The sequence below is a fragment of the Nonomuraea sp. NPDC001699 genome, assembly GCF_053596455.1.
The window spans coordinates 142,214-168,779 of the sequence record NZ_JBSFGF010000016.1 but is presented as its reverse complement, the minus strand read 5'-3'; the positions used below and the strand labels follow the sequence as shown (position 1 = coordinate 168,779).

General features: G+C 71.9%; 24 protein-coding genes. 13 read left to right on the top strand and 11 right to left on the bottom strand.

Going from position 1 to position 26,566, the window contains the following annotated elements; all coding sequences use genetic code 11:
* Positions 1–58 precede the first annotated feature (58 nt).
* From ACWCSU_RS36570 to ACWCSU_RS36530, 9 genes are read right to left on the bottom strand one after another with little or no spacing between them, the layout of a single operon-like run.
* A complete protein-coding gene (locus tag ACWCSU_RS36570; protein WP_357707007.1) occupies positions 59–1,021 on the bottom strand; it encodes a UDP-glucuronic acid decarboxylase family protein in 963 nt (320 codons plus the stop codon).
* Complete coding sequence (locus tag ACWCSU_RS36565; RefSeq protein WP_357707006.1) at positions 1,018–1,890, bottom strand: glycosyltransferase family 9 protein; 873 nt, start codon at positions 1,888–1,890, stop codon at positions 1,018–1,020. The genes ACWCSU_RS36570 and ACWCSU_RS36565 overlap by 4 nt, the downstream gene beginning before the upstream one ends.
* Positions 1,881–2,555, bottom strand: coding sequence for an SDR family oxidoreductase (locus ACWCSU_RS36560; RefSeq protein WP_397044247.1), 675 nt, complete (start codon positions 2,553–2,555; stop codon positions 1,881–1,883). Before ACWCSU_RS36560 ends, ACWCSU_RS36565 begins: the two co-directional genes overlap by 10 nt.
* Positions 2,552–3,895, bottom strand: a complete 1,344-nt coding sequence (locus ACWCSU_RS36555) for a PfkB family carbohydrate kinase (protein ID WP_449941280.1) — start codon at positions 3,893–3,895, stop codon at positions 2,552–2,554. Before ACWCSU_RS36555 ends, ACWCSU_RS36560 begins: the two co-directional genes overlap by 4 nt.
* A complete protein-coding gene (locus ACWCSU_RS36550; RefSeq protein WP_449941279.1) occupies positions 3,895–4,443 on the bottom strand; it encodes a D-sedoheptulose-7-phosphate isomerase in 549 nt (182 codons plus the stop codon). The genes ACWCSU_RS36555 and ACWCSU_RS36550 overlap by 1 nt, the downstream gene beginning before the upstream one ends.
* Positions 4,444–4,445: 2 nt before the next feature.
* Positions 4,446–5,636, bottom strand: coding sequence for a glycosyltransferase (locus ACWCSU_RS36545; RefSeq protein ID WP_449941277.1), 1,191 nt, complete (start codon positions 5,634–5,636; stop codon positions 4,446–4,448).
* Positions 5,633–6,856: a glycosyltransferase family 9 protein gene (locus ACWCSU_RS36540; RefSeq protein ID WP_449941275.1), complete on the bottom strand. Its 1,224-nt coding sequence runs from the start codon at positions 6,854–6,856 to the stop codon at positions 5,633–5,635. The genes ACWCSU_RS36545 and ACWCSU_RS36540 overlap by 4 nt, the downstream gene beginning before the upstream one ends.
* Positions 6,853–7,902, bottom strand: coding sequence for a glycosyltransferase family 2 protein (locus ACWCSU_RS36535; RefSeq protein ID WP_449941273.1), 1,050 nt, complete (start codon positions 7,900–7,902; stop codon positions 6,853–6,855). The genes ACWCSU_RS36540 and ACWCSU_RS36535 overlap by 4 nt, the downstream gene beginning before the upstream one ends.
* A complete protein-coding gene (locus tag ACWCSU_RS36530) occupies positions 7,899–9,530 on the bottom strand; it encodes a carbamoyltransferase family protein (protein WP_449941271.1) in 1,632 nt (543 codons plus the stop codon). Before ACWCSU_RS36530 ends, ACWCSU_RS36535 begins: the two co-directional genes overlap by 4 nt.
* A gap of 172 nt (positions 9,531–9,702) precedes the next feature.
* Between ACWCSU_RS36530 and ACWCSU_RS36525 the strand changes: the two genes are divergently transcribed.
* Genes ACWCSU_RS36525 through ACWCSU_RS36515 form a run of 3 tightly spaced genes read left to right on the top strand, consistent with a single transcriptional unit; the run spans position 9,703 to position 11,528 of the window.
* Entirely contained in the window at positions 9,703–10,296 is a 594-nt protein-coding gene (locus ACWCSU_RS36525) for a D-glycero-alpha-D-manno-heptose-1,7-bisphosphate 7-phosphatase (protein ID WP_357706996.1), read from the top strand.
* Positions 10,293–11,213: a glycosyltransferase gene (locus ACWCSU_RS36520; RefSeq protein ID WP_357706994.1), complete on the top strand. Its 921-nt coding sequence runs from the start codon at positions 10,293–10,295 to the stop codon at positions 11,211–11,213. Before ACWCSU_RS36525 ends, ACWCSU_RS36520 begins: the two co-directional genes overlap by 4 nt.
* 30 nt (positions 11,214–11,243) lie before the next feature.
* Positions 11,244–11,528, top strand: coding sequence for a WhiB family transcriptional regulator (locus ACWCSU_RS36515; RefSeq protein WP_449941324.1), 285 nt, complete (start codon positions 11,244–11,246; stop codon positions 11,526–11,528).
* Here the strand turns inward: ACWCSU_RS36515 and ACWCSU_RS36510 are convergent.
* A complete protein-coding gene (locus ACWCSU_RS36510) occupies positions 11,464–11,928 on the bottom strand; it encodes a peptide deformylase (protein ID WP_357706991.1) in 465 nt (154 codons plus the stop codon). The two genes, ACWCSU_RS36515 and ACWCSU_RS36510, sit on opposite strands and share 65 nt — an antisense overlap.
* Before the next feature lie 305 nt (positions 11,929–12,233).
* Here ACWCSU_RS36510 and ACWCSU_RS36505 point away from each other — a divergent pair, with 305 nt between their 5' ends.
* Positions 12,234–13,511, top strand: coding sequence for a uroporphyrinogen-III synthase (locus ACWCSU_RS36505; RefSeq protein ID WP_449941270.1), 1,278 nt, complete (start codon positions 12,234–12,236; stop codon positions 13,509–13,511).
* The gene (locus ACWCSU_RS36500; RefSeq protein ID WP_449941268.1) at positions 13,508–14,263 is read left to right on the top strand and encodes a sirohydrochlorin chelatase; all 756 of its coding nucleotides are present in this window, start codon (positions 13,508–13,510) and stop codon (positions 14,261–14,263) included. Before ACWCSU_RS36505 ends, ACWCSU_RS36500 begins: the two co-directional genes overlap by 4 nt.
* A gap of 178 nt (positions 14,264–14,441) precedes the next feature.
* On the opposite strand, the gene ACWCSU_RS36495 is transcribed toward ACWCSU_RS36500, so the two are convergent.
* Complete coding sequence (locus ACWCSU_RS36495; RefSeq protein ID WP_357706987.1) at positions 14,442–15,296, bottom strand: PAC2 family protein; 855 nt, start codon at positions 15,294–15,296, stop codon at positions 14,442–14,444.
* 284 nt (positions 15,297–15,580) lie between these two features.
* Here ACWCSU_RS36495 and metH point away from each other — a divergent pair, with 284 nt between their 5' ends.
* From metH to ACWCSU_RS36455, 8 genes are all read left to right on the top strand, one after another.
* Positions 15,581–19,045, top strand: a complete 3,465-nt coding sequence (metH, locus tag ACWCSU_RS36490) for a methionine synthase (RefSeq protein WP_449941265.1) — start codon at positions 15,581–15,583, stop codon at positions 19,043–19,045.
* A gap of 18 nt (positions 19,046–19,063) precedes the next feature.
* Positions 19,064–19,705: an HAD family hydrolase gene (locus tag ACWCSU_RS36485; RefSeq protein ID WP_449941262.1), complete on the top strand. Its 642-nt coding sequence runs from the start codon at positions 19,064–19,066 to the stop codon at positions 19,703–19,705.
* 85 nt (positions 19,706–19,790) lie between these two features.
* On the top strand, positions 19,791–20,267 hold the full coding sequence (locus ACWCSU_RS36480) for a cellulose synthase (RefSeq protein WP_449941259.1): 477 nt from the start codon (positions 19,791–19,793) through the stop codon (positions 20,265–20,267).
* Positions 20,268–20,541: 274 nt separating this feature from the next.
* Positions 20,542–21,540 (top strand): ABC transporter permease, encoded by a 999-nt coding sequence (locus ACWCSU_RS36475; protein WP_357706982.1) that lies wholly within the window; start codon positions 20,542–20,544, stop codon positions 21,538–21,540.
* A 63-nt stretch (positions 21,541–21,603) separates the two neighbouring features.
* Entirely contained in the window at positions 21,604–23,373 is a 1,770-nt protein-coding gene (locus ACWCSU_RS36470; RefSeq protein ID WP_357706980.1) for an ABC transporter substrate-binding protein, read from the top strand.
* A 93-nt stretch (positions 23,374–23,466) separates the two neighbouring features.
* A complete protein-coding gene (locus tag ACWCSU_RS36465; protein WP_357706979.1) occupies positions 23,467–24,480 on the top strand; it encodes an ABC transporter permease in 1,014 nt (337 codons plus the stop codon).
* Positions 24,477–25,505, top strand: a complete 1,029-nt coding sequence (locus ACWCSU_RS36460; RefSeq protein WP_357706978.1) for an ABC transporter ATP-binding protein — start codon at positions 24,477–24,479, stop codon at positions 25,503–25,505. Before ACWCSU_RS36465 ends, ACWCSU_RS36460 begins: the two co-directional genes overlap by 4 nt.
* Positions 25,502–26,533 (top strand): ABC transporter ATP-binding protein, encoded by a 1,032-nt coding sequence (locus ACWCSU_RS36455; protein WP_449941255.1) that lies wholly within the window; start codon positions 25,502–25,504, stop codon positions 26,531–26,533. The genes ACWCSU_RS36460 and ACWCSU_RS36455 overlap by 4 nt, the downstream gene beginning before the upstream one ends.
* Positions 26,534–26,566 lie beyond the last annotated feature (33 nt).

Here is a 26,566-nt window from a genome sequence, read left to right as displayed (position 1 = left end):
GGTTCTCGGGCCCGGCCCACGACCTCCCGTGGAGTCGCCGAAGTCTCGGCGCTCTCCCTCACACACGCAGCTGCTCGAACCTCTCGTTCGCGGCGAGCTCCGCGGTGAACCATTCGATCGTGCGCCGCAGCCCCTCCTTCGCGGGCACCTCCGCCCGCCAGCCCAGCCGCTCGGCGGCCAGCGTGGTGTCGGGCCGGCGCACCTTCGGGTCGTCGGCGGGCCGGTCGATGAACTCGATCTCCGAGCTCGACCCGGTCAGGTCGCGGACGAGGGCGGCCAGCTCCAGCATGGTCAGCTCGTCCGGGTTGCCGATGTTGACCGGGCCGGGGAAGTCACTGCGGGCCATGGCAAGGATGCCCGCGACGGTGTCGTCCACGTAGCAGATCGACCTGGTCTGGGAGCCGTCGCCGGTGATGGTCAGCGGCTCGCCCTTCAGCGACTGCCGGATGAACGTCGGGATCGCCCGGCCGTCGAACGGGCGCATGCGCGGGCCGTAGGTGTTGAAGATGCGCACGATCCCGGTGTCGGTGCCGCGCGACTGCCGGTAGGCGGTGGTCAGCGACTCGGCGAAGCGTTTGGCCTCGTCGTACACGCTGCGCGGGCCGACCGGGTTGACGTTGCCCCAGTACGTCTCCTTCTGCGGGTGTTCCAGCGGGTCGCCGTACACCTCGCTGGTGGACGCCAGGACGAACCGGGCGCCCTTCTCCCTGGCCAGCCCGAGCGCGTGCAGGGTGCCCACGCTGCCCACCCGCAACGTCTCGATCGGGTAGCGCAGGTAGTCGGCCGGCGAGGCGGCCGAGGCGAAGTGCAGCACGAGGTTCACCTGGCCCGGGACGTGCACGTACCCGGTCAGGTCGCTCTCGATGAGCCGGAAGGCCGGATTGTCCAGCAGGTGCTCGACGTTGCGCGGGCCGCCGGTCAGGAAGCTGTCCATGCAGATGACCTCGGCGCCCTCGGCCAGCAGGCGTTCGCACAGATAGGAACCGAGAAAGCCGGCTCCGCCGGTGACCAGAGCCCTCATGACGTGACCTCCAGAGCTGCGTCGACGACTTCGGACACCTCGATCTTCAGCAGACCGGGGTCCGGGCGCTGGCCGTGCGGGTCGCCCTTGCGGCCGGCCCACAGGGCCACGTGCCGCCAGCCGGGCGGTGGCCCCCACTCCGACGGCGGGACCGGGCCGAACAGCACCACCGACGGCACGCAGAACGCCGTCGCCAGGTGCGCGACCCCGGTGTCGCCGCAGACCACCAGCCTGGCCCTGCTGACCAGGTCGATCAGGTCGGCCAGCCGGGTACGGCCGGCCAGCATGCGCTCCTCCGGCAACCCGGCCAGCTCGGCGACCCTCCTGGCGATCGGCACCTCGTCGGCGTTGCCGGTGACGACCACGTCGTCCAGCGCCGCCGCGACCTCGCCGAACCGCTCGGGCGGCCAGCGCCGCGCCGGGTAGGCGGCGCCCGGATGCACGATCACGGGGCCCGTCCGGTCGGAGACGCCGAGCGTCAGGTCCTGCGGGTCGGCGGGGATGCCGTGCCATTCCAGCAGGCCGCACCACCGCCGCACCTCGTGCACGCCGTCCTGCCACTGCGGGCCGACGCCGAAGCTGATCAGCCGGGCCGGGTCGGTGGCACGCAGCGCCTCGATGCTCTGCGGCCCCTTGCCGTGCAGGTTGACCGCGATGTCGGGCCGCTCGAACGGCACCGGGCCCGGCCCGGCGACGTCCACCTGGGCGTCCACCGCGCCGATCAGCGGCAGCAGGGCCTCCAGGGACCTCGGCGCGGCCAGCGTGATCCGGTGCCGGGGAAAGGACTGCCGCAGCGCCCGCAGCGCGGGAACGGCCGTGAGCAGGTCGCCCAGGCCGAGCCCGCGCAGCGCCAGCAGCTCTAGGGCCATGACGTCTCCGTCGAGGGGCAGACGACCAGCTCTCTGACCTCGCACCCGGCCGGCTGCCGGAGCGCGAACACGACGGTCTGGGCGACGTCGGCGGGGTCGTTCAGGCCCGCCTCGGGGCCAGGCTTGTACTGCTCGGGACGCCCGTCGAAGAAGCCCGTCCGCATGCCGCCCGGGATCAGCAGGGTCACCCCCACCTCGCCGCGCAGCTCGACCGCCAGCCCCCTGGTGAAGCCGACGACGCCGAACTTCGAGGCCGAGTACGCCGAGGCGTCGCTCAGCGGGCGCAGCCCGAGCGTCGAGGCGCAGGTCACCACCTTGCCGCGGGTCCGCTTCAGGTACGGCAGCGCCGCCCGTACGACGGCGGCCGTGCCGAGCAGGTTGACCTGGATCACCCGCTCCCAGTCGTCGGCGGGCACGTCCTCCAGGCGCCCGCAGGCGTCGATGCCGGCCGCGGTCACCACCCCGTCCAGGCCGCCGGCCCGCTCGGCCAGCTCGTGCACGGCCCGCTCGGCCTGCCCGCGGTCGGCCAGGTCGGCGGTGACGTGGTCGAAGCGCTGGTCCGGCTCGCGCACGTCGACGACGAGCGCCCGCCAGCCCTCCTTCTCGACCGCTTCGGCGGTGGCCAGGCCGAGTCCGGAGGCGCCCCCGGTGATCAAAATATTCACTGGATCTCCCTGATCAGATTGCTGGTCGAACGTCCCGGCAGCGTGCTCAGCGCGACGAACTCGGCGCCGAGCCGCTCCAGGACCTTTGACTCGGGCAGGACCTCCCCCTCGTAGTCCCCGCCCTTCACCCACACGTCGGGCCGCAGCAGCTCGATGGACTCGGCCGGGGTGTCCTCCTCGAACACCAGGACCGCGTCCACGCAGCTCAGCGCCCGCAGCACCTCGACCCGGTCACGCGCGCCGACGATGGGCCTGGACGGGCCCTTCAGCCGGCGCACCGAGTCGTCGGAGTTGACGCAGACGACGAGAGCGTCGCCCAGCGCCCTGGCCCGCCGCAGGAGGCTCACGTGCCCCGCGTGCAACAGGTCGAAGCAGCCGCCCGTGGCGATCAGCCGGCCGCCCTGCGCGCGGGTGAGCCTGGCCACCTCCAGCGCGGTGCGCGGCCGGTCGCCGAGCCGCTGCTCATGCGTCCGGACGGTGGCGGCCCCGCCGCGCTCGACGAAGCGCGAGGCCTCGCCGACGCCGATGGTGACCGCCTCCACGACGTCCGCGCCGTCGCGCAGCGCGAGCGCCGCGGCGCCGGCCAGCCGGTCGCCGGCGCCGCACGCGTCCCGCCCGGACGCCGTCACCGGCGCCGGCACGCGCGTCAGCGGACCGCCCTGGACGGCCAGCGTGGCCCCGTCGCCGCCGGTGGTGACCGCCACGGCCCCGGCGCGCAGCTCCCGCACCAGGCGGCGGGCCGCGTGGTCGGGGCCGCGGTAGCCGTCCGGGCACAACATCCTGGCCTCGGCCTCGCTCGGCGTCAGCAGCGCGCAGCCCGGCATCGGCGGCCCGCTCCGGGGATGCGGGTCCCACACGACCGGTACGCGCACCTCGCGCAGCAGTTCCCCGGCCGACGCGGCCACGCCCCTGCCGTAGTCGGAGACCAGCACGGCGCCCGCGCGGGCCACCGCGGCCGTGACCTCCTCGGGGATCTCGCCGAGCGGGTCGGACCGGGCGACGCCGTCGCCGGTGTCGAGCCTGAGCGTGGTCTGGCCCCTCGACCTGACCCTGGTCTTGCGCACGGTCCCGCCGTTCAGCGGCAGGCGTACCAGCTCGACCTCCTCCGACAGCAGGGCGCACAGACGGTGCCCGTCGGGGTCGTCGCCGATCGCGGTGATCAGGACCACGTCCGCGCCGTCCCGCGCGGCCAGCAGCGCGGCCAGGCCCGCGCCGCCGGGGCGGGCGTGCTCGGCCGAGATGTCGACCACCGGGACCGGCGCGTCCGGGCACAGCCGCTCGCTGTCGCCCTCGACGTCCACGTCGAGCAGTGTGTCGCCGACGACGACAAGGGGGCCCATCAGACGGCCTCCTCGATGGCGTCGCAGAGCAGGTGGATCATGGCGAGGTGCACCTCCTGGACGGTGGCCGTCTCCTCGGCGGGCACGGCCACCGCCTCGTCGCACAGCTCGGCCAGCGGGTTCGGCGCGGGCCCGGTCAGCGCCCAGGCGGCGATGCCGACCTCCTGCGCCGCCCTGGCCGCGGCCAGCACGTTCGGGCTGCCGCCGCTGGTCGACAGGCACACCAGCACGTCCCCAGGACGGCCGTGCGCCCGCACCTGGCGGGCGTAGACCTCCTCGTGGCCGAAGTCGTTGGCGATCGCGGTCATCGAGGAGCTGTCGCCGTGCAGCGGGATCGCCGCGTACGGCGGCCGGTCGACCCTGAAGCGGCCCACCAGCTCGGCCGTCAGGTGCTGGGCCTCGGCCGCCGACCCCCCGTTGCCGCAGGCCAGCAGCCGGCCGCCGGCCGACAGCACGCCGGCCAGCTTCCCGCCCCACGCACGGATGGTGACCGCGTGGCCGTCGACCTGCTCCAGCGTGTTCCAGAGCTTTTCCAGATGTCTGTCCATGATCAACCCCCCAGAGCCGCGAGGCGGCCGAGCTTGCCGTCGATGACCTGCGTGTACACCGCCTCCGTCTGCTCGGCGATGCGGGACCAGCCGTACCGTTCGCGGGCCCGCCGGGCTCCGGCGGCGCCCAGCGCCTCGCGCCTGCGCCCGTCGGCGAGCACGTCGCGCAGCGCCCTGGCCAGCGCCCGGGGGCGGCGCGGCGGGACCAGCACGCCGCAGCCGGCGACCGTGTCCAGGTGGCCGCCGACCGCGGAGGCCACGACGGGCACGCCGCAGGCCATCGCCTCGATCGGGACCATCCCGAAGGGCTCGTACCAGGGGACGGTCACCACGACGTCGGCCGAGCGCATCAGCGCGGGCACGTGCGTGCGCGGGACGCTGCCGATCAGGTGCACCCGCTCCCGCAGCCCGTAGGCCGCGGCCAGGTCGCGCAGCCGCTCGGTCTCCCCGTCGTCGTCCGGGCCGCCGCCGGCGATCACCAGGTCGGCGTCCGGGATCTGGCGCAGTGCGGCGATCATGGTGTCCACGCCCTTGCGCGGCACCATCCGGCCGATGCTGAGCACCACCTTGGCGCCCGCGCGCGGCGCGACCGGCCCGTCCGGGCGGAACGCCGTCAGGTCCACCCCGCAGGGCACCACCGTGACGCGCCGCTCGGGGACGCCCATCGCGCACAGCTCGCTCACCTCGTCGCTACAGGTGGCCAGCACCGCGTCGGCCCGCTTGCCGATCTCGCGCTCGGCGTCGATCCGGTGCGCCGGGCTGGTGTCGGCCTCGCCCTGCCAGCGCCGCTTCACGGTCCCGAGCGCGTGGAAGGTCTGCACCACCGGCACGCCATGGGCGGCCCGCAGGGCCGCCTGGCCGCTCATCCAGAAGTGCGCGTGGGCCACGTCCGGCGGGTTCGCCGCCCACCGCTCGGCCAGGCGTTCGGTGAACTCCGGCATGTACGGCGGCAGCTCGTCCTTCGGCACGACCGCGGCCGGGCCGGCCGTGACGTACTCGACCGTGACGCCGGGCGCCATGGCCACCGCGCCGGGCTGCGACCGCGACGAGCGTCTGGTGTGGACGACGACCGTGTGACCGCGCTCGGCCAGCGCGATCGCCAGGTGCGCGACGTAGACGTTCTGGCCGCCCGCGTCCACGCCACCGATGGCCGCCAGCGGATCGGCGTGCTCGGAGATGAGATCGACCTTCACTGCATCAACTCCCTCACTGCCTTGACCACCTGCTCACTTGTCACCATGGACAGGCACGGGTGCCCGGCCACCGGACAGGTGCGCGCCCTGCTTCCCGAGCAGGGCGCCTGCTGGTCGCCGAGCAGCACCGTGGGCACCCCGTACGGGGCCCATCTGGCGGCGGGGACGACAGGGGCGAACAGGCTCACGACCGGCGTGCCCACCGCAGCGGCCAGGTGCGCGGGACCGGTGTTGCCGGCCACGAGCACGCCGGCACGTTCGATCACGGCGGCCAGCTCGGCGAGCGTGGTCCTGCCCCCGAGGTCGACTGCCGCGTCGCAGGCCACGTAGGCGGTGAGGTCACGTTCCGTGCCGGTCACGACGACCCGGTGCCCGTCGTCCACCAGCTCCCTGACAGCCTGCCGGTGCCTGTCGGCCGGCCACGTTCTGGCAGGGGCTGACGTCCCTGGATGCACCACGACGTACGAGCGTTCATCGGCAGCGGCGCCGACGCCTAGGAGATGCCCTGTTTCTCGGCCTATATCCGGCAATGGCCGCCGAACTGCGAGTTCGCCGTCGTCGCCGGGCGGCAGATCGAACCCGGCCGCCCGCGCGAGGGCCAGCATGCGCTCGGCCTCGGGCACGTCGATGGACTCGTCCACGACGTGCCGGACGTCCAGGAGTGAGCCGGGGTAGTCGTTGCTGATCGCGGAGACGCGCCGCACGCCGGCCATCCGCAGCAGCAGGGCCAGCGGCAGCGCCGACTGGTGGAAGGAGGTCAGGAGCACCGCCTCGTCCACGCCCTTGACCCGGGCGATGAGGTCGGCCACCTGGGCGCTGGAGACGGGGGCGGGGGAGTGGTCGATCCACGGCGCCCGCCACTCGATCACCCGGTCCACACCGGGCAGCAGCTCGGCGGCGGCCCGGCCGTTCGGGCCGGCCAGGAAGACCAGCTCGTCGGCGAGCGTGCGGACGGCGCGGGTGGCGGGGCCGGCCAGCAGGACGTCACCGGCGTCGTCCAGCCGCGCCACCAGGACGCGCCCCCGGCCGCCGCCGTGCTCTCCGGCCGTCCGGCACGCCACCGCCTCCGGTGTGCCGGGCTCCGCGGTGGTGGCTTCCATGGGCGCGGCCTCCGCGGCCGCGGGCCTGCGGGCGCGGGGGGCCCGTCCGGCCTTCCCGCGGCACCGCGTGGCGTTCGTACGGCCGCGGTCGCACCGAGCCGCCGAATCGCGACGTCTCATCGCCGCCACCTCCATTCCCCCCGAAGCCGGTGCACGCAGGCGACCGGCGGGATCAGCACGCTGGTGACGGCCATGCGCCACACCTCGCGCGGGGTACGCGGCCCGGGGGCGATGCGCCGCCAGGCGAACTCGGCGGTCATCGCGGCCCACAGGGCTCCGGCGACCGCGGCCAGCACCGGCAACGCCCGCCACCCGCCGGTCGCGCGCCGCCTGCCGGGCCGTCTGTGGGGCCGTCTGTGGGGCCGTCTGTGGGGCTGTCCGTGGGGCCGCACGCCCGCGAGTCCGCTCCCGGAGCGGCGGGGCAGGGTGGCGGCCAGGCCGAGGGCGGCGGCGGTCAGGGCGGCGGCGGAGGTGGCGGCGTGGCGGCGCAGCCTGCCCCCGGAGCTGCCGATGGCCTGACGCCAGCGCGGGCCGTGCAGCCGCCGCATCAGCGCGTCGTCGGCGTTGCCGCGCTGGAAGCGCACGCTCGCCCAGAACCCGTCCTCGCGCACCGGATGCGTGGTCACCCGCTCGCCCATGACCAGCCGGTGCCCCGCCCGCGCCACCCGCAGCGCGATGTCGGCGTCCTCCCGGTAGGCCCGGGGGAAACGTTCGTCGAATCCGCCCGTCTGCTCCAGCACCGAACGCCGGTAGGCCATGTCGGCCGTCACCCAGAGGGCCTCCGACAGCCCCGCCGTGTTCCGCTCGGCGTCGGTGGGACGCCGGCCGGCCGGCAGCGGCACCTCGATCCGGCCCTGGCTCCCGGCCACGTCCTCCGGCAGGTCCACCAGGTCCTTCCAGACCGCCTCGGCCCACCCGGGACGGGGGATCACGTCGTCGTCCAGGAACACCACCCACGGCGTCCCGGCGGCCCGCCAGCCGGCGTTGCGCGCCGCGGCCGGGCCCCGCCCGCCCGAGCGCACCACCCGGACGTGATCGGGCAGCTCCAGCGCGGCGGACCGCGCCCGCCGGTCGTCCACCACGATCACGGGCGTCGCCCGGCCCACCGCCTCCAGCGTCCGCCGCAGCGTGGCGCGGCCGATGGTGGGGATCACGACGGTGATCACGAGGCGAACACCTCCCCACGCCGCACCAGGTACGGCCCCAGCGCCAGCACGTCCACCGGCGAGGAGCCGAAGCACTCCAGCGCGTCCCGGGGATCGTCGACCATCGGCCGGCCGGCGGTGTTCAGGCTCGTGTTGACCACCACCGGCAGCCCCGTACGCGCCTCGAACTCGGTCAGCACCCGCGCCATCAGCGGGTCGTCGGCCGGCGAGATCGTCTGGATGCGCGCGGTGCCGTCCACGTGCACGACCGCCGGGATGCGCTCCCGCCAGGGCTCGCGCACGTCGTGCACGAACAACATGTACGGCGAGGGCACCGGCCCCCGCCCGAAGATCTCCGGCGCCCTGGACTCCAGGACCATGGGCGCGATCGGCCGGAACTGCTCCCGGCCCTTGACGTCGTTGAGCCGCTCGGTGTTGCGCGCGTGTCCCGGATGGGCCAGCAGCGACCGGCGTCCGAGCGCGCGCGGCCCGTACTCGGCGCGGCCCTGGAACCAGGCCACGATCTTGTCGGCGGCCAGCTCGGCGGCCACCGCCGCGCCCAGGTCGGCCGGCCGCGTGTACGGCACCCGCGCCACGTCCAGCCAGGCGCCCAGCTCCTCGTCGGTGAACCCGCGCCCGAGCGCGGCGCCCGGCATCGGACCGGCCGGCTCGCCGTAGGCCTGCGCCAGGTGCAGCGCGCCGCCCAGAGCCGTGCCGGAGTCGCCGGCGGCCGGCTGGGCCCACACCTCCTCGAACGGCCCCTCGTCCAGCAGCCGGGTGTTGGCCACGCAGTTCAGCGCCACCCCGCCGGCCAGTGCGAGCCGCCGTTCGCCGGTGCGCTCGTGCAGCCAGCGGGCCAGCTCCAGCAGCACCTCCTCCAGCCGGGCCTGCACGCTGGCGGCCAGGTCGGCGTGGTCGGAGGTCCAGGGCTCGCCCCGGTCCAGGGCCTTGACGTAGACGTTCCAGTCGACCGGTTCGACGCGGAAGCCGCCGTCGCCGGTCGTGTGGACGATCTCGCGCAGCGACTCCAGGTGGCGCGGCCGGCCGTAGGAGGCCATGGCCATGACCTTGTACTCGTCGCTGGACCGCAGGAATCCCAGGTGCTGGGTGACGTCCTCGTACATCAGGCCGAGGGAGTGCGGCAGCTCCTGGGCGGCCAGCACCTCCAGCTCGCCGTCGCGGTAGCGGCCGGCGAGGTGGGAGACGTTCTCGCCGCGCCCGTCGCACACCAGCACCGCGCAGTCCCGCCAGGGGGAGGCCAGGCCCGCCGAGGCGGCGTGCGCCACGTGGTGCGGGACGTAGGAGACCTGCCCGGGGTCCAGGCCCGGCAGCGCGGTCGCCAGGAAGGCGGGGGCCCTGACGGCGTACTTCGTGCGCAGGTCCTCCCAGTCGCCCTCGGGCCGCTGGACGACTAGGCCCGGGTCGTAGGAGTAGGCCACGGCGTCCAGGTCCTCGGGGGACAGGCCCGCCTCCTCCAGGCACCACGCGGCGGCCTGCTCGGGCAGCTCCCACGCGGAGAACGCCAGCGGCCGCTTGCCGTGCTTGCGGCGGCTGAAGCGCTCCTCCTCCGCCGCGGCCACGATCCTCCCGTCGACGACCAGGGCCGCGGCCGGATCGTGGAAGATCGCGTTGATGCCGAGAAACTTCATCGTTTCCTCCCCCGCAGATGTCGAGAACCGCTACCGAGAGAAGCGCCTCTCAAACCTTCGGTCACCTCAGACGATGCGAAAACGGGCATAACCGCCTGGGATTGGTCACCCTTTGTAGTTGTTTGCCGGTTTCTGGTCCGGGTAGCTGCCGGTCATGCGACGGAGGTGAGAGGTGTTCGAAAAGCGACGTCCCGGGGCCGTCCTCTTCGACCGGGACGGAACCTTGATCAAAGACGTGCCGTACAACGGCGACCCGCGCCTCGTCGAGCCCATGCCGGGAGCGGTCGAGGCGCTCGGCAGGCTCCGCCGGGCCGACGTGCCCGTCGCGGTGGTCACCAACCAGTCCGGCGTGGCCAAGGGCCTGCTCTCGCCGGACGAGATGGACCAGGTGAACGCCAGGGTGGAGGAGCTGCTCGGGCCGTTCGACGCGTGGGCCATCTGCGTGCACGACGACGCCGACGGCTGCACCTGCCGCAAACCGGCGCCGGGGCTGGTCATCAGGGCGGCCGCCGTCCTCGACGTCAGCCCGCGCGACTGCGTGGTGGTCGGCGACATCGGCAGGGACATGGAGGCTGCCAGGGCCGCGGGGGCCCGGGGCATCCTCGTGCCGACGCTGCAGACGCTGGAGGAGGAGATCGAACAGGCGGCCGAGGTCGCCGAGGATCTGACCGACGTCGTGGAACGGGTGCTGAGCGCGCCCGAGGCGCCCGTCGCGGCGGTCTCGGCCGCGCCCTGGGCCCGGGCCATGGGCTGGAGCCGCTGGTGAGGATCCTCGTCTGGCACGTCCACGGGGCGTGGACCAGCGCCTTTGTCAGCGGCGGCCACGACTACGTGCTGCCGCTCGTGCCCGGCCGCGGTCCCGACGGCCGGGGGCGCGCCGCCACCTACGACTGGCCCGCCAACGCCCGCGAGGTGCCGTACGACCGCATCCGCGACGAGCCGATCGACGTCGTCGTCTACCAGCGGCCGTACGAGATCGACCTGGCCCGCGACTGGCTCGGCCGCGCGGTGCCCGGCGTGTACGTCGAGCACAACACCCCGGCCGGCGACGTCCCGCGTACCAGGCATCCGCTGTCCGGCCAGGACGACATCACGCTCGTGCACGTCACCCACTTCAACGAGCTGTTCTGGGACAACGGCCGGGCCCGCACCCGCGTGATCGAGCACGGCGTCCCCGACCCGGGTCACCTGTACACCGGCGAGCTGGCCAGGGCAGGCGTCGTGGTCAACGAGCCGGTACGCCGTACCAGGGTCGCCGGCACCGACCTGCTGCCGCGCTTCGCCGAGCGCGTGCCGCTGGACGTGTTCGGCATGAAGGTGGACGGCCTGCCGTACGGCACCTACGAGGACCTGCCGCAGCACGTCATGCACGCCGCCCTCGCCCGCAGACGCGCCTACCTGCACCCCTACCGCTGGACGTCGCTGGGCCTGGCCCTCATCGAGGCCATGACCCTCGGCCTGCCGGTCGTGGCGCTGGCCACGACCGAGGCCGTCGAGGCGGTGCCGCAGGAGGCCGGGGTGATCTCCACCAAGGTGGACGTGCTGGCCGACGCCCTGCACGCGTTCGTCGCCGACCCCGAGCGGGCCGCCCAGGCGGGCAAGGCCGCGCGGGCCGCCGCCCTGGCCCGGTACGGCCTGCCCCGGTTCCTGGAGGACTGGGACCGGTTGCTGGCCGAGGTATGACGTCGGAAGGCATGGGTAGGCGCGATGAGCATGATGATGCTCAACTGGTCACGCCGGGCGGCCTGCCTGGAACTGGACCCCGAACTGTTCTTCCCGATCTCGCTCGAAGGGCCCGGTCGCTCGCAGGTCGAGAAGGCCAAGGCGATCTGCGGCCGGTGTCCCGTGCGCAGACCCTGCCTGGAGTACGCGCTGGACACCAGGCAGGCGCACGGCGTGTGGGGCGGCACCGACCCCGAGCAGCGGCGGGAGCTCAGCTCGCCGGCAGCGCCTCGGCCAGGAAACGTTCCCGCTCCGCAGCTTCGAGGTGGTCGCTGAACAGCACGCCGTCGAGATGGTCGGTCTCGTGCTGCAGCACCCTCGCCAGCACGCCCAGCGCCCGTAGCGTCACGGGCTTGCCGAACATGTCGCGGCCACGCGCCGTGACCATGTAGGAGCGTTCCAGCGGACGCCAGAGGCCCGGCGCGGACAGGCACGCCTCGTCGGCGGTGATCCGCCGCTCCGACAGCTCCAGCCGCGGGTTGACCAGATGGCCGGAACGTCCGTCGTAGGAGTAGACGACCACCCGAACCGGCTCGCCGATCTGCGGAGCCGACAGGCCCGCCCGGCCGGCTCCCGCCCGCAGGGTGAGCGTCAGGGACTTCACCAGGCGCCGCAGCTCCCGGTCGAAGTCGTGCACCGGTTCCGCGACCGCGCGGAGCACCGGATCGTCGAACACGCGAATAGGCCGGACCGTCACCCGCAACTCCCCGAAACGCCGTGATCGTCATGCGGAACGGTTCCCGCCGCCGGCTGCCCTCAACCCTGGAGGCCGTGCCTTGTAGCACAGCGGTAACAGAGGAGACCCAGGGGTGAAACCACCCGAAAGCAGGATCGGAGGGTGATCTCACTTGCGTCACCCGCGTCTGTGATCCCCGGCCCCCCGCCCGGACCCCTCCCAGGCCGGCCCGCCCGCCTGAGCCGGCCCGCCCGCCCGGGCCGGACGGCTCACCTGGGGTGGATCTCCCGCCCGGAGGTGACGGCATGACCGCCGCCGAAGGCCCACGGGACCGCGCGGACGCGCCTCCGACGGACCTCGCGGCCGCCGGGTGGTCCCCCGAGCCCTTGGGCCTCGCGCCCGATGGATCGTCACCCGGGACGGCGGGTCTCGCGGCCGCCGGGTCGTCTCCCGAGACGGCGCCCGACGCGCTGGCCGGGTTCACCGTCGGGGTGACCGCCACGCGGCGGCGCGAGGAGTTCGGCGCGCTGCTGGAGCGGCGCGGCGCCCGCGTCGTCAGCGCCCCGGCCATCCGCCTGGTGCCCCTGGCCGAGGACGCCGACCTGCTCGCCGCCACCCGCCACACCCTCCAGGCCCCCCTGGACGACCTGGTCGTCACCACCGGCGTCGGCTTCCGCGGCTGGATGGCCGCCGCCGAAGGATGGGGCCTGTCCGCCGACCTCGGCGACCACCTCGCCGGCGCGCGCCTGCTCACCCGCGGCCCCAAGGCCAGAGGAGCCGTACGGGCCGCCGGCCTGACCGACCACTGGACGCCCGCCACCGAGTCCTGCGACGAGATCAAGGAGTACCTCCTCGCCCAGGACCTGCGCGGCCGCCGCATCGCGGTGCAGCAGCACGGCGAGCCGCTCACCGCCTTCGTCGCCGACCTGCGCCGGGCCGGGGCCGAGGTGATCGAGATCCCGGTCTACCGATGGCTGCCCTACCGCGACATCTCGCCCCTGCGCCGCCTGATCAGCCAGACCGTCTCCGGCGCGGTGGACGCGGTGGCCTTCACCAGCGCGCCCGCCGTCCACGCGATGCTCGGCGCGGCCCGGTCCGACGGGCTGGAGGAGGCGTTGCTGGCCGCGTTCGGCGGGCCCGTCGTGGCCGCGTGCGTGGGCCCGGTGACGGCCGAGCCGCTGACCTCGCGCGGCGTACGCGCCCTGCTGCCCGACCGCGCCCGGCTGGGGGCCCTGGCCCGCGTCCTGGCCAGGCATCTGCCCGAGCACGGCGTCACCCGGCTGGTGGCGGGCGGGCACCGGCTGGAGATCCGCGGCCACGCCGTCGTCGTGGACGGCGACCTGCGTCCCCTGCCGCCCGCGCCGATGGCGGTGCTCAAACGCCTGGCCGACAAACCGGGCCACGTGGTCTCCCGCGCCGACCTGCGTACGGTCCTGCCGGGCAGCACCGCCCGCGACTCGGCCGAGCACGCGGTGGAGATGGCCGTCACCCGCCTGCGCCGCGCCCTGGGCCCGCATGGCATCGTCGAGACGGTCGTCAAACGCGGTTACCGCCTGGCCTGCTCCCACGAGCCGACCCCGTGACCTCCCACCGGCCCACCCTGCCCGCCCCCGTGCCGGCGGCCGGACCGTTGCCCACGCTGGTGCTGGCCGCGCACGGGACGCGGAGCGCGGCGGGGGAGCGGACCCTGGCCGCGCTGGCCGGCTCGGTCCGCCGGGCCCGTCCGGGGCGCCGGGTCGAGCCGGCCTTCCTGGAGATCAGCGGCCCGCTGCTCAAGGACGTGCTGCCCGCCGTGGCGGGGCCGGTGGTCGTCGTGCCGTTGCTGCTGGCCGGCGGCTATCACGTGCACATCGACCTGCCCGAGGTGATCGCCGCCCGCCGCCCGGACGCGCTGGTCGCCGACCGGCTGGGGCCGCACCGCCTGCTGACCTCGGCACTCGTCCGCACGCTGGACCGAGCCGGGCTGCGCGCCGCCGACACGGTGATCCTGGGCGCCGCGGGCTCCTCGGACCCCGCCGGGCTCGCCGACGTGCGCGCCGCGGCCCATCGGCTCTCGGTACGTCTGTCGCGCCCGGTCACGGCGGCCTTCGCCGCGTCGGGCACGCCGTCCCTGCGCGAGGCGGTGGATCAGGCGCGGACGACGTCCGGTGGCCGGGTGGTGGTCGCCTCGTACGTGCTGGCCCCCGGCTTCTTCCACGACCGGCTGACCGGCGCGGGCGCCGACCTGGTCACCGCCCCGCTGGCCCCGGACCCCGCCGTGACCGCCCTGATCTGGCACCGCTTCGACCAGGCACTCGAAAGCCGTCAGCCCACCCCGGCACCCACCCGGACGTAGGCGGTCAGAGGCCGGCCGGCAGCGGCATCAGAACGGTCGGAGCCGGGCCGACAGCGGCATCAGAACGGTCAGAGCCGGGCCGACTGCGGGCATCAGAACGGTCCGAGGCCGGCCGGCAGCGGCGTTGAAGCAGTCGGCCGCCGGTCCCGACGCCTGCCCCGACAGGCGCGGTCGGAGGTCAGCCGTCGGTGTCGCGGTCGCGTCGCCGCAGGTAGCGCTCGAACTCGGCGGCGATCGCGTCTCCGCTGGCCTCGGGCAGCTCGGCGGCGTCCTTGCGCTCTTCCAGCTCCTTGACGTATTCGGCCACCTCGCTGTCCTGCGAGGCCAGCTCGTCGACGCCGCGCTCCCAGGCCCGCGCCTCCTCGTCGAGGTCGCCGAGCGGCATCGGGATCTCCAGCACGTCCTCCATGCGGCGCAGCAGCGCGAGGGTGGCCTTCGGGTTGGGCGGCTGGGCGACGTAGTGGGGCACCGAGGCCCACAGGGAGATCGCGTCGAGCCCGGCCTCGCCGAAGGCGTGCTGGAGCACGCCGACGATGCCGGTGGGGCCCTCGTAGCGGCTGAGCTCAAGGTTGGTCGAGCGGGCCAGCGCCTCGTCGGTGGCCCCGCCCAGGATCGGCACGGGACGGGTGTGCGGCGAGTCGTTGAGCAGCGCGCCCAGCATCACCGCCAGCTCGACGCCCAGCTCGTGGCAGACCTTGACGATGTCGGCGCAGAAGGAACGCCAGCGCATGTTGGGCTCGATGCCGCGCAGCAGCACGACGTCGCGCTCGCTGCCCGGCGGACGGGCGTGGAACAGCCGCGTCGTCGGCCACACGATGGACCGGGTGAGCCCGTCGCCCATCTCCACCACGGGACGGGTGACCTGGAAGTCGTAGTAGTCGTCGGGGTCGAGCGCGATCAGCGGCTCGGCCTTCCAGGACGACTCGAGATGGGCGATCACACCGCTGGAAGCCTCGCCCGCGTCGTTCCAGCCCTCGAACGCGGCAATGAGCACCGGGTCGACGAGCTCGGGCAGCCCTTCGAGCTCGATCACGTGTCGCCTCCTCTCTCCGTCATCGCGCTAAGCCTATGCGGTAAGCAGGCGTCGGCGTCACCGATCTCCCCGCGAACGCTCCGAGCCACCGGCCCACCCCTTTCGCCCAGCCCACCACGCGACTATCCCCCGTCCCGCAGCTCTCACCCCTCCCTTTCGTTCGCCCCTAGCGGATCATCCCAAAAGGGGCAGAACGGTCATGGGTGTCAGGGCCTTGTTGGACGCCACGTCAATTGACAGGCGGAAGAATAAGCGGTCGGGACGCACCCGATAAGCTCTACGGCATGAGCATCTCCCCGTCCTTCCGAGAAGTGTTGTCCCAGCGCGTGATCGTGGCCGACGGGGCTATGGGCACGATGCTCCAGGCGCAGGACCCGACGCTCGACGACTTCGAGGGTCACGAGGGGTGCAACGAGGTACTCAACGTCACCCGCCCCGACATCGTCCAGGGCGTGCACGACGCCTACTTCGCCGTCGGCGTCGACTGTGTCGAGACCAACACCTTCGGCGCCAACCTGGCCGCGCTCGGCGAGTACGACATCGGCGAGCGCGTCTTCGAGTACTCCGAGGCCGGCGCCCGCATCGCCCGCGAGCGGGCCGACCACTGGTCCACGCCCGACCAGCCGCGCTTCGTCCTCGGCTCGATGGGGCCCGGCACCAAGCTGCCGACCCTGGGCCACCTGCCCTACCGGAACCTGCGCGACGCCTACCGCGACAACGCGGCCGGCCTGATCGCGGGCGGCGCCGACGCGCTCATCATCGAGACCTGCCAGGACCTGCTCCAGGTCAAGGCCGCCGTCATCGGCGCCAAGCGGGCCGTCGAGGCCGCCGGCCGCGACGTCCCGATCATCGCCCAGGTGACGATCGAGACCAACGGCGCGATGCTGCTCGGCTCCGAGATCGGCGCCGCGCTCACCGCGATCGAGCCGCTCGGCGTCGACATCGTCGGGCTCAACTGCGCGACCGGCCCGGCCGAGATGAGCGAGCACCTGCGCTACCTCGCCCGCCACTCCCGGCTCAGGCTGTCGTGCATGCCCAACGCCGGCCTGCCGGTGCTCACCTCCGACGGCGCGTACTACCCGCTGTCGGCGCAGGAGCTGGCCGACGCGCACGAGACCTTCGCCCGCGACTACGGCCTGTCGCTGGTCGGCGGCTGCTGCGGCACCACCCCCGAGCACCTGCGCCAGGTGGTCGAGCGGGTGCGCGGCAAGGAGGTCGCCGCGCGCCGCCCCCACCCCGAGCCCGGCGCCTCCTCCCTCTACCAGACGGTCCCCTTCCGCCAGGACACCTCCTACCTGGCCATCGGCGAGCGCTGCAACACCAACGGCTCCAAGGCCTTCCGCGAGGCGATGCTGGAGGGCCGCTGGGACGACTGCGTGGAGACCGCCCGCGACCAGGCCCGCGACGGCGCCCACATGCTCGACCTGTGCGTCGACTACGTCGGCCGCGACGGCGTGGCCGACATGAAGGAGCTGGCGTTCCGCTTCGCCACCGCCTCCACGCTGCCGATCATGCTCGACTCCACCGAGCCCGCCGTGCTCCAGGCCGGCCTGGAGATGCTCGGCGGCCGCGCGGCCGTCAACTCCGTCAACTACGAGGACGGCGACGGCCCCGACTCCCGCTTCCAGAAGATCATGCGCCTGGTGCGCGAGCACGGCGCGGCGGTCGTCGCGCTGACCATCGACGAGGAGGGCCAGGCCCGCACCGCCGACTGGAAGGTGCGCGTGGCCAGCCGCCTCATCGAGGACCTGACCGGCAACTGGGGCATGCGCGTCGAGGACATCATCGTCGACTGCCTGACCTTCCCCATCGCCACCGGCCAGGAGGAGACCAGGCGCGACGGCCTGGAGACGATCGAGGCCATCCGCGAGCTCAAGCGCCGCTACCCGGGCGTGCAGACCACGCTGGGGCTGTCCAACATCAGCTTCGGCCTCAACCCGGCCGCCCGCATGGTGCTCAACTCGGTGTTCCTCAACGAGTGCGTCAACGCCGGCCTCGACTCGGCCATCGTGCACGCGTCCAAGATCCTGCCGATGGCCCGCATCCCCGACGAGCAGCGCCAGGTCGCGCTCGACATGGTCTACGACCGCCGCCGCGAGGGCTACGACCCGCTGCAGCGCTTCATGGACCTGTTCGAGGGCGTCGACGCCGCGGCCATGCGCGCCGGCAAGGCCGAGGAACTGGCCGCGCTGCCGCTGTGGGAGCGCCTCAAGCGGCGCATCATCGACGGCGAGCGCAAGGGCCTGGAGGCCGACCTCGACGACGCGCTCAGCCAGCGGCCCGCGCTGGAGATCATCAACGAGGTGCTGCTCGACGGCATGAAGACGGTCGGCGAGCTGTTCGGCTCCGGCCAGATGCAGCTGCCGTTCGTGCTGCAGTCGGCCGAGGTGATGAAGGCCGCCGTGGCCTACCTCGAGCCGCACATGGACCGCGTCGACGGCGAGACCAAGGGCCGCATCGTGCTGGCCACGGTCAAGGGCGACGTGCACGACATCGGCAAGAACCTCGTGGACATCATCCTGTCCAACAACGGGTACCAGGTGGTCAATCTCGGCATCAAGCAACCGGTCTCGGCCATCCTGGAGGCCGCCGACGAGCAGAAGGCCGACGTGATCGGCATGTCCGGCCTGCTGGTGAAGTCGACGGTCATCATGAAGGAGAACCTGGAGGAGATGAACTCCAGGGGCCTGTCGGAGAGGTACCCGGTGCTGCTCGGCGGCGCCGCCCTCACCCGCGCCTACGTCGAGCAGGACCTCGCCGAGCTGTTCGAGGGCGAGGTGCGCTACGCCCGCGACGCCTTCGAGGGGCTGCGGCTGATGGACTCGTTCATGGCCGTCAAGCGGGGCGTCGTGGGCGCCACGCTGCCGCCGCTGCGCGAGCGGCGCGTCAAGACCGGCGCGGTGCTGCAGCGCACCCCGGTCGAGGCGTTGCCCGCCCGCTCCGACGTGGCCGCCGACAACCCGGTGCCCGCGGCGCCCTTCCACGGCGACCGCGTGGTGAAGGGCATCTCGCTGGCCGAGTACGCGGCCTTCCTCGACGAGCGCGCCCTGTTCCTGGGCCAGTGGGGCCTCAAGCCCACCAGGGGCGGCGACGGGCCCGGCTACGAAGAGCTGGTCGAGACCGAGGGCCGGCCCAGGCTGCGCATGTGGCTGGAGCGCATGCAGACCGAGGGCCTGCTGGAGGCGGCCGTCGTCTACGGCTACTTCCCGTGCGTCAGCGACGGCGACTCGCTGATCATCCTGGGCGACGACGGCAACGAGCGCACCCGCTTCACCTTCCCGCGCCAGCGCCGCGACCGGCACCTGTGCCTGGCCGACTTCTTCCGGGGCAAGGACTCCGGCGAGGTCGACGTGGTCGGCTTCCAGGTGGCCACCATGGGCGCCAAGATCTCCCAGGCCACCGCCGAGCTGTTCGCGAAGGACGCCTACCGCGACTACCTGGAGCTCCACGGCCTGTCGGTGCAGCTCACCGAGGCGCTGGCCGAATACTGGCACGCCCGGGTGCGCGCGGAGTGGGGCATCGGCGGCCAGGAGACGCTCGACGACATGCTCAAGGTCAACATCCAGGGCTGCCGCTACTCCTTCGGCTACCCCGCCTGCCCCAACCTGGAGGACCAGCGGCAGCTGTTCGAGCTGCTCGAGCCCGGGCGCATCGGCGTCAGCCTGTCGGAGGAGTTCCAGCTCCACCCCGAACAGGCCACCTCGGCGCTGGTCGCCCATCACCCCGAGGCCAAGTACTTCAACGTCTAGATCCGGGGGGAACAACCCGTGGAAGCGGTCTTCTTCGACATGGACGGCCTGCTCGTCGACAGCGAGAAGGTCTGGCTGGAGATCGAGACCAGGGTCATGGCCCGGCTCGGCGCCGAGTGGACGCCACAGCACCAGGCCCACCTGGTGGGCGGTTCCATGGAGCGCACGCTCGACTACATGCTGGGCGTCTCCGGCGCCGACGTGCCGGCGTCGACGGTGCAGGAGTGGATGGTCTCCGGCATGGTCGAGCGCCTGGCGGAGGGCGTCGGGGTCATGCCGGGGGCCGCGGAGCTGCTGGAGGCCCTGCGTGACGAGGGGGTGCCGGTCGGCCTGGTCACCTCCTCGATGAAGGAGATCGCCGAGGCCGTGCTCAAGGGCTTCGGCAGAGACCGCTTCGACGTCGTCGTCACCGCCGCCGACGTCGAGCGGACCAAGCCCGACCCCGAGCCGTACCTCAAGGCCGCCCGGCTGCTCGGTGTCGAGCCGGTGCGCTGCGTCGTGCTGGAGGACTCACCCAACGGCGTGGCGGCCGCCACGGCGGCGGGCTGCGCCGTCGTGGCCGTCCCGAACCTGCTGCCCGTCGAGCCGGCTCCCGGCCGCCTGGTGGTCTCCTCGCTGGCCGAGATCGGGGTCGCCGATCTGCGCGCGTTGATCCCCTAGGGGGCGTCTGGTCCTCGCGGAGGAGGGGCCGCCCGTGTTTCGCGTGCCAGGATGGAAGGCGTAGTCGAGACGAGGGGCGGCCTCAATGTTCAATCAGATCGCCTGGTTGCCGCTGTGCGCCGGGGTGACGGCGGTAGGGCTGGTGCTGAGCTTCCTGGCCTTCAGGCGCAGGGGAGCGGCCGCGGGGATGCGGCTGGCGGCCTGGTCGCTGCTGCCGGTGGCGGCCTACCTGACCGGCGCGCTCAGCGCGCTGTGGACGATCGGGGCGACCGCGGTGGGGTTCGTCACCGGGCTGGTGCTCAACCCGATGGTGTGGGCCGGCGTGGCCGTGGCGGGTCTGGCCGCCGTGCTGTTCGTCGTCTCCGGGTTCATGCGCGGCCGCAGGCTGTCCGTGGGCCGCAAGAAGAAGGCGGCCCCCGAGCCGGGCGGGAAGCCGGACGGGAAGCCGTCGGTTCAGCCCGTAGCGAACAAGCCGCAGCCGTCGGTGGCCCCCAAGACGCCCAAGAGCGACGATGACTTCTCCGATATCGAGGCTCTGCTGAAGCGCCGCGGCATCAGCTGATTTCGGACGGAATCGGTCGTGGATCGGCACTGTCACAGTTCCGAGACCCAACCGGGACGGGCTGTAGACATTCTCATCAAGATCGATACGAATAAGTTTCGCGTCAATCACAGTTGAGCCACATCGAGCGCTGAGGGACTGGTCATACCAGCTCAGGCCATAGATTCTGCCTCCTGGGGCCGCGACTGCGCGGACTCGCCTTGCACGGGCGCACTACCCTGACCGGGTCGCGCCGACACGGACGACGTCGTCTGGAATCCAGGGGGCCACTGGCATGACCGCACCGCTCGATGTTCCTGGCTCGGCCGTCGAGGCCGGGCCGGAGACCGTTCTTGAGGGGGCGGAGTCTTCAGTCATCCGGGGGCGTTCCCTCGGGCAGATCGCCTGGATGCGCCTCAAGCGCGACCGCATCGCGATGATCGGCGGCATCGTCATCGTCCTGCTGATCCTCGTGGCGATCTTCGCGCCGCTGCTGGTGTCGTGGTTCGGTCACGACCCGGCCGAATGGCACCGGGAGAAGATCGACCCGGCGATCCAGGCTCCGATCGGCGCCTTCGGCGGCATGAGCTGGGACTTCCTGTTCGGTGTCGAGCCCACCACGGGCCGCGACCTGTTCAGCCGGATCCTGTACGGCGCCCGCATCTCCCTGCTGATCGCGTTCTTCGCGACTCTGCTGTGCGTGGTGCTCGGCACGGTGATGGGGATGATCGCCGGCTTCTTCGGCGGCTGGGTCGACACCGTCATCTCCCGTCTCATGGACATCTTCCTCGCCTTCCCGCTGCTGGTGTTCGCGCTGGCGCTGGCGGGCGTCATTCCCGACAAGGCGTTCGGCATGTCGGGCGACACCCTCAGGATCAGCCTGCTGGTCTTCATCATCGGCTTCTTCAACTGGCCCTACATCGGGCGCATCATCCGAGGCCAGACGCTCTCCCTGCGCGAGCGGGAGTTCGTCGACGCCTCAAGAAGCCTGGGCGCGCGCAGCCACACGATCCTGTTCAAGGAGATCCTGCCCAACCTGCTCGCGCCGATCCTCGTGTACTCGACGCTGCTGATCCCGTCGAACATCCTGTTCGAGGCCGCACTCTCCTTCCTCGGCGTGGGCGTGCGGCCGCCGACCCCCACGTGGGGAGGCATGCTGGCTGAGGCGGTCCACAACTACGACGTGGCGCCCAACTTCATGATCTTCCCCGGCCTCGCGATCTTCATCACCGTGCTGGCGTTCAACCTGCTCGGTGACGGCCTCAGGGACGCGTTCGATCCCAAGGCCCGATAAGGCCTCGTGAGTAGTTATCCGCAAGTTCTCTCAACTCCTAGATTCAAGGGGTGTGTCAGGTCGATGAAGATGAGATCTAAGGCGTCGGCGATCGCGGTGACCGCCGCTCTCGCCGTGGTCGTCTCCGCGTGTGGCGGCGGCGGTGGCGGCAGCAAGAACACCAGCGGTTCGGGCAGCGACGACAAGCCGTCCAGCAAGTACAACGCGGGCGTGACGGCGGTCATCAACCCGTCGGAGAAGGCCGGCGGCACGCTCCACATGGGCATGCCCGGCGACTTCGACTCGGTCGACCCGGGCGACATGTACTACGGCTACGCCTGGAACTTCGCCCGCCTCTACACGCGTGCGCTGACCATGTTCAAGCCGGTCCCCGGCGAGGAGGGCCTGCAGCTCGTCGGCGACCTGGCCGAGGGCCTGGGCACGCCGAGCGACGGCGGCAAGACCTGGACGTACAAGCTGCGCAAGGGCGTCAAGTTCGAGGACGGCACCCCGGTGACCGCCAAGGACGTCAAGTACGGCGTGGCGCGCTCGCTGGACAAGGACATCCTGCCCAGCGGCCCGACGTACTTCAACGACTGGCTCGACCTCGGCGGCTACACCGGCCCGTACAAGATGAAGGGCAAGCTCGACGACCTCAAGGCGATCGAGACGCCCGACGACCAGACGATCGTCTTCCACCTGAAGAAGGCGTACGGCGGTTTCGACTACTTCGCCATGCTCCCGCAGACGGCCCCCGTGCCCGAGGCCAAGGACACCGGCTCGAAGTACAAGGAGCACCCGGTCGCGACCGGCCCGTACATGTTCAAGGCGCACGAGCTCACCAAGCGCATCGAGCTCGTCAAGAACCCGAACTGGGACGCGGCGACCGACCCCAACCGCAAGCAGCTCAACGACTCCATCGAGGTGCTGCTCGGCCAGAACGAGGACGACCTCGACCAGCGCCTGCTCTCCGGCAAGATCGACGTCAAGGTCAACAGCACCGGTGTGGCGGCCAACGCCCGCAAGACGGTCCTGACGGACGAGAAGGTCAAGCAGTACGCCGACTCGGCCCCGATCGACCGCACCTGGTTCACCAACATCAACGGTGACGTGCCGCCGTTCGACAACATCCACTGCCGCAAGGCCGTGCAGTACGCGACCGACCGCTCGGCCATCCAGGGCGCCTACGGCGGCCCGGACGCCGGTGGCGACGTGGCACTCAGCCTCATGCCGGCCAAGATGACCGGCTACCAGAAGATCGACCCCTACGGCGTCGAGGCCAACCCGACCGGTGACGTCGCCAAGGCCAAGGAGGAGCTGGCGGCCTGTGGCCAGCCCAACGGCTTCAGCACCACCATCTCCTTCCGCAACGAGCGCTCCGCCGAGAAGCAGACCGCCGAGGCGCTGCAGCAGTCGCTCGGCCGCGTGGGCATCAAGCTGGAGCTCAAGGGCTTCCCGCAGGGTGACTACTTCAAGCTCTACGCCGGCAAGCCCGACTTCGCCAAGAAGAACGGCCTGGGCCTCATGGTCTACGGCTGGGGCGCCGACTACCCCGAGGGCTTCGGCTTCTTCCAGCAGATCGTCGACAGCCGGGTCATCCGTCCCGCCGGTAACACCAACCTCGGCGTGAAGGACCCCAAGATCGACGAGCTGATCGACCAGGCCGCGGGCGAGACCGACGCGACCAAGCGCAACGCCATCTGGGCCGCGGTCGACAAGGAAGTCATGGAGTCGTCGTACATCCTTCCCTACGTCTGGGCGCACGGCCTGTTCTACCGGCCGCCGCAGCTGAAGAACGTCTTCGTCTCCCAGAACTGGGGCATGTACGAGTTCCTCACGCTGAGCACCCAGTAGCAACGGCGCATACTGCCGGAACGTCACGTACCGAAAGCAGGTGAAGGCTTCGGCGGCCGGGCCCACAAGGCCCGGCCGCCATGGCCGAGATCAGTGTTCACATACATTCTCAGACGGTTGATAGCGGCCGTCATGCTGCTCTTCGTGGTGAGCATCGCGACGTTCGCCATCTTCTTCCTCGTGCCTCGGCTCGCTGGGATGTCCGCTGACGACCTGGCCTCCCGGTACGTGGGCAAGGCGGCCAACGCCGAGGTGATCCACGACACGGCTGTGCGCCTCGGCTTCTACGACCCGATCATGGTCCAGTACGGACGTTTCGTGCAGGGCATCTTCGTCGGCGTCGACCGCAACTACGGCCCCGGCATCGAGCACTGCCCGGCGCCCTGCTTCGGCTACAGCTACGTCAGCCAGAACCCGGTCCTGCCCGACCTGCTCAACCGCCTGCCGATCACGTTGTCGCTGGCGCTCGGCGCGGCCGTGGTGTGGGTCATCTTCGGCGTGGCCACCGGCGTGCTGTCGGCGCTGCGCCGCGGCAGCTTCTTCGACCGCCTGTCCATGGGCATCGCGCTGGCCGGCGTCTCGCTGCCGATCTTCTTCACCGGCATCGTCTCCCTGGCCATCTTCCGCGACCAGCTCGGACTGGTGGGCGACGTGGCCGACTGGGTGCCGATCAGCGAAGACCCGCTCACCTGGGCCAACAACCTCATGCTGCCCTGGGTGACGCTCGCCTTCCTGTACGCCGCCGGCTACGCCCGGCTCACCCGGGCGGGCATGCTGGAGACCATGTCGGAGGACTACATCCGCACGGCCAGGGCCAAGGGCCTGGCGGAGCGGAAGGTGGTGCTCAAACACGGGCTGCGGGCCACGCTCACCCCCGTGCTCACCATGTTCGGCCTCGACCTGGGGCTGCTGCTCGGCGGCGCCGTCCTGACCGAGAGCACCTTCTCGCTGCCCGGCATCGGCAAGTACGCCGTCGACGCCATCAGCAACAACGACCTTCCCCAGGTGATGGGCGTCACGATCGTCGCGGCGGCCTTCATCATCCTGGCCAACCTGATCGTCGACCTGCTCTACGCGGTCGTTGACCCGAGAGTGAGGCTGGCGTGAGTCCCTTTCTCGACGTCAAGGACCTGAAGATCCACTTCCCGACCGACGACGGCCTGGTCAGGTCCGTCGACGGTCTGACCTTCAGCCTCGAACGCGGCAAGACGCTCGGCATCGTCGGCGAGTCCGGCTCGGGCAAGTCGGTGACCAGCCTCGGCATCCTCGGCCTGCACAAGGGCAAGGGCGCCAACGTCTCGGGCGAGATCTGGCTCGACGGCGAGGAGCTCGTCGGCGCCTCGCAGGAGCACGTGCGCGGGCTGCGCGGCAAGAAGATGGCGATGATCTTCCAGGACCCGCTGTCGGCGATGCACCCGTTCTACACGGTCGGCGACCAGATCATCGAGGCGTACCGGATCCACCACAAGGTCTCCAAGGCCGTCGCCAAGAAGCACGCCGTCGACATGCTGGGCCGCGTGGGCATCCCCGAGCCGCACAGCCGGGTCGACTCCTACCCGCACGAGTTCTCCGGCGGCATGCGCCAGCGCGCGATGATCGCCATGGCGCTGTCGTGCGACCCCGAACTGCTCATCGCCGACGAGCCGACCACCGCGCTCGACGTGACCGTGCAGGCCCAGATCCTCGACCTCATGGTCGACCTGCAGCGCGAGTTCAACTCCGCGCTGATCATCATCACCCACGACCTGGGCGTGGTGGCCGAGCTGTCCGACGACATCCTGGTCATGTACGGCGGCAAGTGCATCGAGTACGGCACCGCCGACGACATCTTCTACCGTCCCGAGCACCCCTACACATGGGGTCTACTGGGATCGATGCCCCGCCTCGACCGCGAGCCCACCGAACGGCTGCTGCCGATCAAGGGTTCGCCGCCGTCCCTCATCAACGTGCCTCCGGGCTGCGCCTTCCACCCCCGCTGTCCCTACGCCGAGCGCACCGGGGACAAGGCCAGGAGCGAGGTGCCCGGCCTGATCGAGACCGAGGGCGGCCACCTGGTGCGCTGCCACATGAGCAGGACGGAGCGGCGGGAGCTGTGGGAGAACGAGATCAAGCCAGTGCTGGAGAGCCAGTGAGCGAGACGGTGACCGCGAACGAGCCGCTTCTTTCCGTCCAAGGGCTGGAGAAGCACTTCCCGGTGACGAAGGGCCTGCTCAAGCGGCAGGTCGGCGCCGTCAAGGCGGTCGACGGGGTCAGCTTCGACGTCTTCAAGGGCGAGACGCTCGGCCTGGTGGGGGAGTCCGGCTGCGGCAAGTCCACCACCGGCCGCCTGGTCACCAGGCTGCTGGAGCCGACCGGCGGCAAGATCCTCTTTGAGGGCCAGGACATCACGCACATGGGGCAGGGCAGGCTCAGGCCGCTCCGCCGCGACATGCAGATGATCTTCCAGGACCCGTTCTCGTCGCTGAACCCCCGCCACACCGTCGGCACGATCGTCGGCGCGCCGTTCCGCATCCAGGGCGTGCAGACCGAGAACGGCGTCAAGAAGGCGGTCCAGGACATCCTCGCCCTGGTCGGCCTCAACCCCGAGCACTACAACCGCTATCCGCACGAGTTCTCCGGCGGCCAGCGGCAGCGCATCGGCATCGCCCGCACGCTCGCGCTCAAGCCCAAGCTCATCATCGCCGACGAGCCGGTCTCCGCGCTCGACGTGTCCATCCAGGCCCAGGTCGTCAACCTGCTGGAGGACCTGCAGAACGAGCTCGACCTGACCTACGTCGTGATCGCCCACGACCTGTCGGTGGTGCGCCACATCAGCGACCGGGTCGCGGTCATGTACCTGGGCAAGATCGTCGAGATCGCCGACCGCAAGAGCCTCTACAGCTCGCCGATGCACCCCTACACCAACGCCCTGCTGTCGGCCGTGCCCGTGCCCGACCCCAAGGCGCGCAAGGAACGCGAGCGCATCAGGCTCACCGGCGACGTGCCCAGCCCGCTCAACCCGCCGCCGGCCTGCCGCTTCCACACCCGCTGCTGGAAGGCGCAGGAGATCTGCAAGACGGTCGAGCCGCCCCTGGAGACCATGGCCGGCGGCCACCGCGTGGCCTGCCACTTCCCGGAGAACGCGCCCGCCGCCGCGACCGCTGCGGCGACCCAGGCCTGACCGCCTGACCGCCCCTGGCCGCCGCCCTCCTGC